Annotated in this window: 14 protein-coding genes and 1 pseudogene; 9 read left to right on the top strand and 6 right to left on the bottom strand. The window is 70.2% G+C overall.

Features of this window, described 5'->3' with window-relative positions; genetic code table 11:
• A partial coding sequence (locus tag FV229_RS02300; RefSeq protein ID WP_187275037.1) for a triphosphoribosyl-dephospho-CoA synthase occupies positions 1-500 on the bottom strand: 500 nt, incomplete at its 3' end.
• A 167-nt stretch (positions 501-667) separates the two neighbouring features.
• Between FV229_RS02300 and FV229_RS02305 the strand changes: the two genes are divergently transcribed.
• On the top strand, positions 668-1,231 hold the full coding sequence (locus tag FV229_RS02305) for a DUF533 domain-containing protein (RefSeq protein ID WP_147750393.1): 564 nt from the start codon (positions 668-670) through the stop codon (positions 1,229-1,231).
• A gap of 104 nt (positions 1,232-1,335) precedes the next feature.
• Complete coding sequence (locus FV229_RS02310; protein ID WP_147750394.1) at positions 1,336-2,388, top strand: esterase; 1,053 nt, start codon at positions 1,336-1,338, stop codon at positions 2,386-2,388.
• A gap of 16 nt (positions 2,389-2,404) precedes the next feature.
• Here the strand turns inward: FV229_RS02310 and FV229_RS02315 are convergent, their stop codons facing one another.
• Genes FV229_RS02315 through FV229_RS02325 form a run of 3 tightly spaced genes read right to left on the bottom strand, consistent with a single transcriptional unit; the run spans position 2,405 to position 5,124 of the window.
• Positions 2,405-3,274, bottom strand: coding sequence for an SDR family oxidoreductase (locus FV229_RS02315; RefSeq protein WP_147750395.1), 870 nt, complete (start codon positions 3,272-3,274; stop codon positions 2,405-2,407).
• A gap of 3 nt (positions 3,275-3,277) precedes the next feature.
• Positions 3,278-4,402 (bottom strand): tRNA epoxyqueuosine(34) reductase QueG, encoded by a 1,125-nt coding sequence (queG, locus tag FV229_RS02320; protein ID WP_147750449.1) that lies wholly within the window; start codon positions 4,400-4,402, stop codon positions 3,278-3,280.
• Positions 4,403-4,431: 29 nt separating this feature from the next.
• Positions 4,432-5,124, bottom strand: a complete 693-nt coding sequence (locus FV229_RS02325; protein WP_147750396.1) for a glutathione S-transferase family protein — start codon at positions 5,122-5,124, stop codon at positions 4,432-4,434.
• 254 nt (positions 5,125-5,378) lie between these two features.
• Here FV229_RS02325 and FV229_RS02330 point away from each other — a divergent pair, with 254 nt between their 5' ends.
• From FV229_RS02330 to FV229_RS02350, 5 genes are all read left to right on the top strand, one after another.
• Entirely contained in the window at positions 5,379-6,182 is an 804-nt protein-coding gene (locus FV229_RS02330) for an undecaprenyl-diphosphate phosphatase (protein WP_147750450.1), read from the top strand.
• A gap of 112 nt (positions 6,183-6,294) precedes the next feature.
• Positions 6,295-8,166, top strand: a complete 1,872-nt coding sequence (locus FV229_RS02335; protein ID WP_147750397.1) for a methylmalonyl-CoA mutase subunit beta — start codon at positions 6,295-6,297, stop codon at positions 8,164-8,166.
• A gap of 109 nt (positions 8,167-8,275) precedes the next feature.
• Positions 8,276-8,662, top strand: coding sequence for a hypothetical protein (locus FV229_RS02340; protein WP_147750398.1), 387 nt, complete (start codon positions 8,276-8,278; stop codon positions 8,660-8,662).
• 176 nt (positions 8,663-8,838) lie between these two features.
• A complete protein-coding gene (locus tag FV229_RS02345; RefSeq protein WP_147750399.1) occupies positions 8,839-9,261 on the top strand; it encodes a hypothetical protein in 423 nt (140 codons plus the stop codon).
• Between the two features lie 24 nt (positions 9,262-9,285).
• Positions 9,286-10,008 carry a glutathione S-transferase gene (locus FV229_RS02350; RefSeq protein WP_147750400.1) on the top strand — a complete coding sequence of 241 codons (723 nt, stop codon included), beginning with the start codon at positions 9,286-9,288 and terminating at the stop codon, positions 10,006-10,008.
• A gap of 3 nt (positions 10,009-10,011) precedes the next feature.
• On the opposite strand, the pseudogene FV229_RS02355 reads toward FV229_RS02350, so the two are convergent.
• A pseudogene (locus tag FV229_RS02355) lies at positions 10,012-10,638 on the bottom strand (ATP-binding protein); the annotation flags it as partial.
• An 80-nt stretch (positions 10,639-10,718) separates the two neighbouring features.
• Between FV229_RS02355 and FV229_RS02360 the strand changes: the two are divergent.
• Together FV229_RS02360 and FV229_RS02365 are read left to right on the top strand one after the other, a co-directional pair.
• Positions 10,719-11,084, top strand: coding sequence for a hypothetical protein (locus FV229_RS02360; protein WP_147750401.1), 366 nt, complete (start codon positions 10,719-10,721; stop codon positions 11,082-11,084).
• A gap of 3 nt (positions 11,085-11,087) precedes the next feature.
• Positions 11,088-11,750: a hypothetical protein gene (locus tag FV229_RS02365; RefSeq protein ID WP_147750402.1), complete on the top strand. Its 663-nt coding sequence runs from the start codon at positions 11,088-11,090 to the stop codon at positions 11,748-11,750.
• A 158-nt stretch (positions 11,751-11,908) separates the two neighbouring features.
• On the opposite strand, the gene FV229_RS02370 is transcribed toward FV229_RS02365, so the two are convergent.
• The gene (locus FV229_RS02370; RefSeq protein WP_147750403.1) at positions 11,909-12,157 is read right to left on the bottom strand and encodes a DUF6471 domain-containing protein; all 249 of its coding nucleotides are present in this window, start codon (positions 12,155-12,157) and stop codon (positions 11,909-11,911) included.
• Between the last annotated feature and the right edge of the window lie 97 nt (positions 12,158-12,254).

The following is a 12,254-nucleotide window of genomic DNA, read 5'->3' on the forward strand; positions in this document are numbered from 1 at the left end:
ACCCCGTGCCGGCGCCGGGCCTCGGCCCCGGGCGCGCGCAGCAGAACCGGGCCGTCGAGGATGTCCGCGCCGTAGCGCTGGCGGACCCGGTCGCCGAGCCCGCCGGCGGGGATGGTCTCCCCGGAGAATGAACCCGCGGCCGCGCAGAGCAGGCCGAGGCCGAAGATCGCGCCGCGATGGGTGTTCACGCCCCCGGTCGCCGCGCGCATCGCCGCCTCCGCCGCGATCCCGATGCGCCGAAGCTCGGGCATCGTCGTACCCTGGGCGCCGGCGGCGGCGAGGTCGGCGAGGTAGGGCTCGATCGCCGCCGTGCTCGCCGCGAAGGTGGCGGCGTCCATGTCGGCATGGCTGCCGCTGTCGATGCGGCTGACGAGGCCGGGCTTCGGGTAGGTGTCGAGTTCGCGCCGCAGGGCCGAGGCCGCGGCCGCCGCGATGCGCCTGGCGCGCTCGGCGTCCCGCAGGGGCAGGCTCGGGGCTCGGGAACGGGCGGCTGTCGTCATGGCCTCTCGGATGCGGCGACGGGTTCGGGACGGAAGACCGCCGGTGCCGCTCCATATCGCCGCCGCGCCCGCATCCGGCAACCGGCGCGGCGAAACACGCGGATGAACCTTGGCCCCGGCCGATGGTTGCCGGTCCGATCCTGTCCCGCCTTCTGAGGTACCCCGCGATGCCCGACTCGAACAGAACCCCGGATGCCAAGACGTCCGGCGCCCCGAAGAAAGCCCTCGACGCCAAGGGGATCGTCGACGCCCTGGTCAAGGCGCGCGGCGGCGCGCTCGCCGGCGCAGCGCTCGGCGGCCTCGCCCTGATCGGCGGCCTTGCCTACCGGTCGCTACGCGGCGGCAAGGCGGACGCGGCCGAGACGGCGGCCTTCCAGGACGTGCCGGAGGACGAGGCGCGCCTGATGCTGCGGGCGATGGTGGCCGCGACGGTCGCAGACGGCGTGGTCGACGCGGCCGAGCGCCGCCGTCTCGACGAGGCGGTGGCGGCCGCCGGCATCGACCGCGACGGGCGCGCCTGGCTCGAGCGCGAGCTCGGCAACCCGGCCGAGATCGACGAGATCGCCGACGCGGTGGACGATGCCGAAGCCGCCGCCCGGATCTACGCCGCGGCGGCGCTGGCGATCGACCTCGACACGATGCAGGAGCGCCAGTTCCTCAAGATGCTGGCGGAGGCCCTCGACGTGCCGCCCGAGGCCGCCGCCCGCGTCGAGCGTGAACTCTCGGCCTGATCGTCTCGCCGTTGCACCCTCCGGTTGATGCCGGCGGGTGCGACGGTGCTAGGCTCCGGGTCGCGGCGCAGGAAGACGGCGTCGCGGAAAAGCCCGGGAAGCGCATGTCCGAGGAAACCTCAAAGCCGCTTCGCCGGCAGCTCGCCGCCGTCGCCCTCGCGGGCGGCCTGATGACCGGGGCGGCGGCCGCCGAGCCCTTGGGGCCGCTCACCATCGCCCGGCAGGGCAGCTTCTTCGTCGGCGGCCGCAGCGTCGCCTCGGACACGCTCTCGACGCTGCCGGCCTACGCGCCCTCGGGCACGATCGCCGTCGACCAGGTCTACGTGCGCTACCAAATCCCGGTGGAGGCCAAGCGTCCGGCGGTCGTCCTGATCCACGGCTGCTGCCTTACCGGCAAGACCTGGGAGACGACGCCGGACGGGCGCATGGGCTGGGACGAGTTCTTCGTCCGCGCCGGCTTTCCCACCTACGTGATCGACCAGGCCGGCCGCGGCCGCTCTGCGGTCGACCCGTCCGCGATCAATGCGGTGAAGACCGGCAAGGCCGCGCCGGAGACGCTGCCGCCGGTGGTCTCGGCCGGCCAGGAACCGGCCTGGGCGATCTTCCGCTTCGGCCCGAAATACCCGGAGGTTTTCCCCGGGATGCAGTTCCCGCTGGAGGCGCAGGGCGAGTTCTGGAAGCAGATGGTCGCCGACTGGGCCGCGACCCTGCCGACCCCGAACCCGACCGTCCCCGCCCTGTCCGAGTTGGCGAAGACGTTGGACGGCGCGATCCTGATCAGCCACTCGCAATCGGGCATCTACCCGTTCCAGACCGCGGCGCTCGACCGCGCCGGCATCCGCGGCCTCGTGGCGATCGAGCCGGCGGCCTGCCCCGATCCGGCCAAGGACGACATGGCGCCCTACAGGGACCTGCCGATCCTCGTGCTGTGGGGCGACTACGTCGAGCTGGCGCCGCGCTGGGCGCCGCGGCTCAAGCTCTGCCGCGCCTTCGTCGAGGCCGCCAACAAGGCCGGCGGCAAGGCCGAGCTGGTGCTGCTGGCCGACGTCGGCCTGACGGGCAACTCGCACATGCTGATGCAGGACCGGAACAGCCTCGACGTCGCCGCCTGGCTAACCGCCTGGCTCGACGCGCACGTGCCGCCGCGGAAGCCGTGAAGGCGCAGCGGCGCCCTCAGCCGGCCGCCTCCTCCTTCAGCGCCTGCAGCCCCTCCCGGTAGGTGGGGTAGGCGAGTTCGACGCCGAGTTCCTCGCGGATCAGGCGGTTCCGCACGCGCTTGTTCTCGCCGTAGAAGCTGCGCGCCATCGGCGAGAGGTCGGCGGTCTCGAAGTCGACCTCCGGCGGTAGGGGAAGGCCGGTGAGCCTGGCTGCGTATTCCGTCACGGTCTGGGGCGCGGCCGGCTCGTCGTCGGTGACGTTGTAGACCGCGCCGTTGCGCGGGCGGTCGAGGGAGGCCAGCAGCGTCGCGGCGATGTCGTCGATGTGGATGCGGTTGAAGACCTGTCCCGCTTTCACGATGCGCTGGGACCGGCCGTCCCGCAGCTTCACGATCGGGTTGCGGCTGGGGCCGTAGATGCCCGACAGCCGGAACACCTGCACGGCCTTGCCGGTCTCGGCCCCGAGCGCGAGCCACGCGTTCTCGACGGCGAGCCGCCCCTGCGAACGCGCGCTCTTCGGGGTGGCCGGCGTCGCCTCGTCGATCCAGGCGCCGTCGTGGTCGCCGTAGACGCCGATGGTCGAGAGGTAGCCGATCCAGCCGATCCGGCTCCGGGCGATGTCGTCGCGGAAACGGCGCAGCACCGGATCGCCGTCGCGGTCGGGCGGGACGGAGACGAGGAGCGCGTCGGCCGCCGCGAGGTCGGCGGGGATGCGCGGGTCGTCGGCCTCGGGGCCGAAGGCGCGCATCGACAGCCCGGTCTCGGCCTCGAGCGCCCGCGCCTTGTCCGCGTCGGTCACGGTGGCGCAGATCTGCGGGAAGCGGTCGCGGGCGGCCTCCGCGAAGCGCCGGGCGGAAAAGCCGAGGCCGAACACGAAGAGGGTCATCGATCAGGTCTCCTCCGGCGGGTCCAAGAGAGCGCGCCATTCGGCCAGCACGTCCGGGTCGGTCTCGCCGAGCCCATGACGCTCGTAAAGGGGGCGGCAGGCCGCGGGACCGAGCAGCGCGCCGCAGGCCCAGACCGCCATGCCGCGCACGATCGCCGACGCGTCGCCCAAGTTTCGCACGGCGGAGGCGGCCAGCGCGGGATCGCCCGAGTTGCCCACCGCGATCAGGACGTTGCGCAGGAAGCGGTCGCGGCCGGTGCGCTTCACCGGCGTGCCGGCGAACCGCGTGCGGAAGGCGGCGTCGTCGAGGTCGGCGAGTTCGGCGAGCGGCGGCGCGTCGAAGGCGGGGTCGGCCGCCATGCGCGCGTCGCGCGCCGCGTGCGCGAACTTGTTCCAGGGGCAGATCGCGAGGCAGTCGTCGCAGCCGAACACCCGGTTGCCGATCGCCCTGCGGAACTCCGGCGCGATCGGGCCGGCATGCTCGATCGTCAGGTAGGAGATGCAACGCCGCGCATCCAAGCGGTAGGGGGCCGGGAAGGCGTTCGTCGGGCAGACGTCGAGGCAGGCGCGGCAGGAGCCGCACCGGTCGGGTTCGGGCGCATCTGGCTCCAGCTCGGCGGAGGTGTAGATCGCACCGAGCAGCAGCCAGTTGCCGTGGCGGCGCGACAGCAGCACCGTGTGCTTGCCCTGCCAGCCGAGGCCGGCGGCGGCGGCCAGCGGCTTCTCCATCACGGGTGCGGTGTCGCAGAACACCTTCACCCGCACGTCGCCCTTGGCCGAGAGGTAGCCGCCGAGTTCCTTCAGCCGCCCCTTCACCACGTCGTGATAGTCGCGGCGCTGGGCGTAGGCCGCGATCGCCCCGCGATCCTTCCTCGCCAGAAGGTCGAGCGGATCGGTTTCGGGGCCGTAATTCGTGGCCAGCACGATGATGCTGCGCACCCCCGGCCACAAGGTCTTGGGTGAGGCGCGCTGGTCGGCGCGGTCCTGCATCCAGTCCATCGTGCCGTGGGCGCCCTCGCCCAGCCACGCGGCGAGGCGGCCGGGCAACTCCGGCACCGCCTCCGGGCGGGTGACCTGCACGTCGCAGAAGCCGAGGTGGCGGGCGCGGGCCTCGACGAGGCGGCGCAGCTCGGCGCCGGCGAAGGTGCGGCGGTCGCTCAGAAATCCAGGTCCGCGTAATGCCCGGCCGGCGGCATGCCCGCGACCCGGTCGGCCAGCAGCGCCCGGAAGGAGGGCCGCGACTTCACTCGCGCGTACCAGTCCCGCGCCGTCTCGTCCTCGTCCCACGGCACGTCGCCGAGGTAGTCGACGCAGCTCAGGTGCGCGGCCGCCGCAAGGTCGGCGTAGGTCAGGTGGTCGCCGGCGATCCAGCGGCGGCGGGCCATGAGGTAGCCGATGTATTTGAGGTGGTAGCGCACGTTGGTGCGGGCGGCGCGGATCGCGTTCATGTCCGGCGGGCCGCCGCCGGTGGCGCTGGTCATGAAGCGCTTGGCGATCTTCTCGGTCACGAGGTAGCCGGTCACCTCGGCGTCGAACTTGACCAGGAACCAGTCCATCAGCCGGCGCACCTCGACGCGCTCGGCCGGGTGGTCCGGCATCAAGCGGCGGCCGGTGAGCCCGAGGCCGCGGGTCTCGTCGAGGTATTCCGCGATGATGCCGCCGCCGGGCACGACGAGGCCGCCCTGCTCCATCAGCACCGGCGTGGTGCCGGCCGGATTGATCAGCAGGAACGCGTCGCGCCTGTCCCAGGGCCGCTCCTCGACGAGGCTCGGCTCCAGGCCCATCTCGGCCAGGACGAGGCGGATGAAGCGGGAGTTGGCGCAGAAGGGAAAGTGATAGAGCGTCGCCATCGAGGCCGTTGTCGGACGAGGGGGGCTGCCGGCGGGACGCGCCGCACGGGATACCCCGCGGGACCGGGCTTGGATGCATCGTTATTGCCCGATCGTTGCCGCCTCATTAACACGCCGCACCGGTCGCGGTAACCGCCCGTTCACCCTGATCGGCGAACCGTGGGCGCGCCGCCGCACCGGGCGGCGATTCCAACCCACCAGGCCGGTCGCCTTCGCGCGCGGCCGAGGCGAGCGATGATGCGAGATCTGCGATGATGGATGCGATGAGCATCGCGAAGGCGGTCGTGCTCGCGGTCGTGGAGGGCGCGACCGAGTTCATCCCGGTCTCCTCCACCGGCCACCAGCTGCTGGTCGGGCACTTCATCGGGTTCCACTCGCCCAACAACACCTTCGAGGTGCTGATCCAGCTCGGCGCGATCCTGGCGATCCTGGCGGTGTACTTCCGCCGGCTCCTGGGCATCGCCTTCGCCCTGCCGAACGACCCGAAGGCGCGCCGGTTCGTCCTCGGCATCCTCGTCGCCTTCCTGCCGGCGGCGATCGTCGGCGGCCTGTTCTCGAAGGTGATCAAGGCCTACCTGTTCAATCCGTGGATCGTCTGCGCGACGCTGGTCGCGGGCGGGCTCGTGCTGCTCGTCCTCGACGACACCGAGCTCGAGGTGAAGAAGACCGACGTCTACGACTTCACCCTGCCGATGGACCTGAAGATCGGCATTTTCCAGTGCCTGGCGATGATCCCGGGCGTGTCGCGCTCCGGCGCCACCATCGTCGGCGCGATGCTGATGGGCGCCGACAAGCGTTCGGCCACCGAGTTCTCGTTCTACCTCGCGATGCCGACCATGGCCGGCGCCTTCGCCAAGGACCTGCTCGACAACTACAGGAACCTCGGCAGCGACGACGTCGGCCTGATCGCCATCGGCTTCGTGGTGGCCTTCGTCTCGGCGCTGGTCGTCGTGCGGACGGTGCTCGACTACGTCTCCCGCCATGGGTTCTGGCTGTTCGCGTGGTGGCGCATCGTCGTCGGCTCGGCGGGTTTCGCCGGCCTGATCATCTTTGGATAGAAAATACGCGCATCCCGGTCGATTGCCTCGCCAGCGGGGCCGTGCGAGGGCAGACGGATGGGGAGATCGGGCGAAAGACCCGCATCCCGGCACCGTTTGAAGGCCCGCTGCGATGGAAGACAGACCGCTTGCCGACCTCTTCGAGCCCGCGACCCGCGCGCGCTGGCTCGGCCTCGTCGAGGGCGTTCTGAAGGGCGCCGACTTCGAGAAGCGCCTCGTCTTCAAGACCGCGGACGGCCTGCGCATCGAACCGCTCTACGAGGCGGCCGAGCCGGCGCTGCAGCCGGTCCGCGCCCCCGGACCGTGGCGGATCGCCCAGCGCGTCGATCACCCTGAGATCGAGCAGGCGAACCGGCAGGTGTTGGCCGACCTCGAAGGCGGCGCCGACGCGCTGACCCTGGTGTTCTCCGGCGCGCCCGCCGCCCACGGCTACGGCCTCACCGCCCGCACCGTGGAGGAGTTGGAGGCGGCGCTCTCCGGCGTCATGCTGCCGCTGATCGGCTTGCGGGTCGACGCCGGCCCGCTCGGGCTGGAGGCCGCCCGCCTCGTCCTCGACCTCGCCAAGGCGCGCGGCGAGGACCTGTCGGCCTGCGACATCGACCTCGGCATCGATCCCGTCGGCACCCTCGCCGCCTCCGGCACCCTCGGGGCGGTGTGGTCCGAGATCGCGCCCAAGCTCGGGCAGGCGATGAAGGACTTCGACGCAGCCGGCTTTGCCGGGCGCGCGCTCCTGGCCGACGGACGACCCTACCACGAGGCCGGCGCTGGCGAGGCGGCCGAGCTCGGCGCGGTGCTCGCGACGGCGGTGGCCTACCTCCGGGCGCTGGAGGCGGAAGGGATTACGCTCGAACGCGCCCGCGACGCGGTCGGCATCCTGCTCGTGACCGATGCCGACGAGTTCCTCACCATCGCGAAGTTCCGGGCGATGCGCCGGCTCTGGGCCCGCATCGAGCAGGCCTGCGGCCTCGACCCGAAGCCGCTGCGGCTCCACGCCGAGACCGCATGGCGGATGATGACCCGGCGCGACCCCTTCGTGAACATCCTGCGGACCGCGATGGCCGCGACCGGCGCCGGCCTCGGAGGCGCGGACGCCGTCACCGCCCTGCCCTACACCCAGGCGCTCGGCCTCCCCGACGCCTTCGCCCGGCGGGTGGCGCGCAACAGCCAGATCGTCCTGATCGAGGAATCGAACCTCGCCCGCGTCGCCGACCCTGCGGCGGGCGCCGGCGGCTTCGAGAGCCTGACCGCGCAGCTGGCCGAGGCCGGCTGGGAAGCGTTCCAGGCGATCGAGCGCGAGGGCGGCATCGTCGCCTCGCTCAGCGTCGGCAAGCTCCAGCGCCGGATCGAGGCCACCCGCGAGACCCGCGCGAAGAACGTCGCGACCCGGCGCGAGGCGCTGACAGGCGCCACCGAGTTCCCGTACCTCGCCGAGAAGCCGGTGGCGGTGCTCGACGTGGCGCCCGTGCCGCCAGCGCCGGCCGCGAGCTTCGGCACCGGGGCCGCGGTCGCCTGCGACGCGCTTCCGTCGCAGCGGCTGGCCGAGCCCTACGAGGCGTTGCGCGACGCCTCCGACGGCCTCCTCGCCAAGGGCGGCAAGCGCCCGCAGGTGTTCCTGGCCAACCTCGGGCCGGTGGCGGTGTTCAACGCCCGCTCGACGTTTGCCGCCAACGCCTTCGCCGCCGGCGGAATCGAGGCCCTGAGCAACGACGGGTTCGCCGACGAGGCGAGCCTCGCCGAGGCGTTCACGGCGTCCGGCGCCGCGCTCGCCTGCCTGTGCTCCTCGGACAAGGTCTACGAGGCGCGCGCGGTCGCCGCGGCGACCGCCCTCAAGGCGGCCGGCGCCGGGACGACCTACCTCGCCGGCAAGCCGGCGGCGGAGCTGGCCGAGCCGCTGCAGGCGGCGGGCGTCCACGGCTTCCTGCATGCCGGCGGCGACCTCCTGGCCCTGCTCAACGACGCCCTGCGGCGGGCCGCCCGCGCCTGAGTTTGGAAATCGGCAACCGATCCGGCCGTCGCGTGTTTCGATGCGGACAGGCCCGCACGCCCGAACGGCGCGTGCGGGCCTCGCGACACGCGCGCTCGACCGGGATCCGATGAAAGCACTGACGCTGGCCGCCGCCCTCCTCATCCTCGCAGCCGGCGGCCTCAGCCCCGCCGACGCGGCGCGGAAGAAGGTCCAGATCCCGAACCGCTACGACGGCAACTGGAGCATCGAGGTCATCACCGAATCCGGCATCTGCGACCGGGCCTACCGCTACGGGGTGCGCATCGAGCGCGGTCAGGCCAGCTATCCCGGCGGCGACTTCTCGATCAGCGGGCGCGTGGCGAGCAACGGCGCCGTGCGCGCCGCGATCTCCAACGGGTCGGCGACCGCCAACGTCGTCGGCCGCCTCGGCCGCCAGGGCACCGGAACCGGCACGTGGTCGACCGACGGCGCCCCCGGCTGCAGCGGCCGCTGGAACGCCGAACGGCGCGGCTAACGCGTCCTTCGCGGGCGAACGCGCGTCCGTCCCGGCGACCTCGTCTGTGACTCGGAAGCGACGGTGATCCATGATCGCTGCGCGCGGTCGCGTCGCAGCGTGGATGGCCCTGTTCCCGACACGATCCCTGGGGAATACTCCGCTCGATCGATCCCTCGTTCGAGGCTTCCCGCGCGATGAAGACCCCGCTGCTCGGTGTGCTCGCATTCCTTCTCGCCCTCGCGCCCGCCACGGCGCGCGAACGCCAAAAGCCCGACGCCGACGCGGCGATGGCGCCGCTGCAGCAGGCCGCGACCGATTGCTTCGCCGAGACGGTGATGGCCAACCCCGGCGCGCTGAACCACGCCCGCGCCGGCCGCTGGTTTCAGGCCGCGGGGGTGATCGGCTTCCTCTGCCGCCCCGAGGTCGACGCGATGATCGCGACGCACGACCGCCTCTTCGGCCGCGGCACCGGCGCCAAGTACTTCAAGGGCGCTTACGCGCACCATCTCGACCAGCAGCTCGCCCTTCGCCTCCAGCCGATGCTGGAGCGCAAGACCGTCGCCAGCGCCGAGCCCCCAGCCGACAAGGCCGCCGCGGACGAGGCGCCGGGCGAGTGACCGGTCTCGCGTAGCGCTTCCGCGATGGCCTACGAACTCTACTACTGGCCGATGCTGCAGGGGCGCGGCGAATTCGTGCGCCTCGCCCTCGAAGAGGCCGGCGCGGCTTACGTCGACGTCGCCCGCGAGCCAGAGACCGACGGACTCGGCCTGCCGGCGCTGACGCGGATCCTCGAGGATCTCGACGAGCCGCGCCCGGCCTTCGCCCCGCCCTTCCTGCGCGACGGCGACCGGGTCGTCGGGCAGACGGCGGCGATCCTGCTCTATCTCGGACCTCGGCTCGACCTCGTCGGCGCGAGCGAGGACGAGCGGATCTGGACCCACCAGATCCAGCTCACCATCGCCGACATGGTGGCCGAGGCGCACGACACCCACCATCCGGTCGCGGTCGGCCTCGCCTACGAGGACCAGAAGGCGGAAGCCGCCCGCCGCGCCGCGCATTTCCGCGCCGACCGCATCCCCGAGTTCCTGGCCTGGTTCGAGCACGTGCTGTCCCGCAACGGCGGCACCCATCTCGTCGGCGATTGCCTGAGCTACGCCGACCTGTCGCTGTTCCAGCTCGTCGACGGCCTGCGCTACGCCTTCCCGAAGGCCATGGCCGCGCAGCTCCGCGACCACCCGCGCGTGGCCGCGCTTCACGCTGCGGTCGCCCGACGCCCGCGGATCGCGGCCTATCTCGCGAGCCCACGGCGCATCCCGTTCAATGAACAGGGCATCTTCCGGCGCTACGCCGAACTCGACGGTTAGGCCTCACGACGCCGGCTTCTCCGCCCGCCCGCGATAGGACAGCGCCTCCGCCAAGTGCAGGCGGCGGACCGTCGGCTCGCCGTCGAGGTCGGCGAGGGTGCGGGCGACGCGCAAGGTCCGGTGGAAGCCGCGGGCGGTGAGGCGCATGCTCTCGGCCGCCGTGCGGATCAGCGCGGCGCCGTCCGCGTCCGGCGCGGCGACCCGCTCGATCAGGCTAGCCGGGCAGGTCGCGTTGGTGGTGCCCGCGGCCAAGCCCTCGGCGTCGTAGCGGGCGGTCTGGCGCCCGCGCGCGGCGGCCACCCGAAGGGCGGTCTCGCGCGAGCCTTCGGCCGGCGGCGGCAGGATCAGGTCGGCGGCGGTGACGGCGGCGACCTCGATGCGCAGATCGATCCGATCGAGCAGCGGCCCCGAGATGCGGGCGCCGTACTGCGCCATGCAGCGCTCGTTCGGCCCGCGCCGGCAGGCGTAGCCCGGCTCCAGCGCCTGCCCGCAGCGGCAGGGGTTCATCGCGGCGACGAGCTGGAAGCGGGCCGGATAGGTGATGCGGTGGTTGGCCCGCGCGATCATGATCTCGCCGGTCTCCATCGGCTGGCGCAGCGAATCGAGCACCTGCGGCGTGAACTCCGGTATCATGGCGCAAACGCCACAAGCGTTCTCAGCGACTTAGCTCCACGTCTCCGACGAGTCATTCGGTTGGAGGACGTGTTGTGATGGGCGCGTGGTTCGCTTTTGCCGGCGTGAGCGCGGCGCTAATTGGCGTAGTCCCGATTGAAGCGGCTTCTCCGCAGCCGCAACTCGTCCGACGGGATATCACCCTTGCTGGGAACGATAGCTGTCTCGCGGAAAACGCCTTCGATCGGCGCCGGATCATATTTGTCTACTCGTCTGACGGTGAAGGCAAACCCTGTCTGATGCCGTCTATCGTCAAAAACGGTTCCATAGTCGACTACGCCTATAAGGACTGGCAGAATGTATTCAGCGTTTCTCTTGAGGGCGTCCAATCTAGTTTGAATAATTTCGAGTTTGTTATTGAAGACATACTTACTTCCGGGAAAGACGGTTGCGGAGTGATATGACGTATGAGCACTTATTCCGCCGATCATCTCTCTGAAGCGGGCGTCGAGGTCAAAACCGTCTTCACCTCCAGGGGAAGGGGAGGCTATTTCGCAGCTAATTACGACGTTGGTTCCTGGGGATTGGCCGACATTTTCCACGGTAACATCGAATTCGGCGTACATGCCCATGTTGAACGTCAGCGGGCCAATGATTTCAGCGTCAACTTTAATCCAAGGTCGCTGCGCGAAGTGGAAGGTTTCCCGGTTGAGCTGATTGGCCTCGTGAGCCGCGGCAGCAGCTTCGCCGGTGGCTATCGCTGCCTGTGCTGTAACAGCGATAGACTCTTTCATGTCGTGGGACTGCTGCTCAGCGAAGTCTCGCAAATCTCGCGTGGATGTCCGCAGACCATCCGTGGAGACGTAGAGACGCTTCGTATAAAAAACGAGGAACAAGGTGAATATGGAAAGCAATACGTCAGTAATTTTTACTTCATAAAAGAAGCTCTTCCACCAATTATGATGTTCTTCCTTGCCATCGCCGGGATTGATTTTGGCGGGAATGTTATGGTCAAGGGAGATGGGTTGACCGGATGGCGCCGAGCCGCGCTCTGGGGCCTCAGCGGTATTATTGGGCTGGGGTCTTTTCTGGGCTTGTTCCTCGGTATGCGGCTGCTCAGCACGCTGTAGCGGCCCAGCTGAACGCGGGGCTGGCTCAACTTGTGCTAGGACACTCGTCACTGACAGGCAGAGCGCCCACGCGACCGCAACGAACTTCATAGATGACCCTAACCCGCTTAAGCGAAGCCGCATTGCAGCCGATTGCGGATATTGGGACAAGAGGGTCGTTAGAGTTCGGCCAGTTCGGCAAGCTGCACGCCTTCTAATTCAAGCGCCGCGAGACAAGCGAGCAGGAACGTCGCGGCGAACGTCCCGCGCTTAAGCTTCATCGTGATTGAGGCTTCGGTTTCCTCGAAGCCGTGGGCCTTCAGCCGCTCCCGAAGCGCGGCGTAGGTCACGCCCTTTTCCTTCATTTTCGCCTTGAGAAAGGCGCTAGCACGGGCCTGCCACTCGGCTTCTGTCTTCGCGATCTGCATGAGCGCACCTATCGTTTTTGCGAGCTATCAAAAACGATAGAATTTGCTTGACCCGTCGTCAAACCTCTCATATTCGTTAGCTATCGAATTCGATAGG

It is taken from the genome of Methylobacterium sp. WL120 (assembly GCF_008039465.1).
GTDB classification, from domain to species: domain Bacteria; phylum Pseudomonadota; class Alphaproteobacteria; order Rhizobiales; family Beijerinckiaceae; genus Methylobacterium; species Methylobacterium cerastii.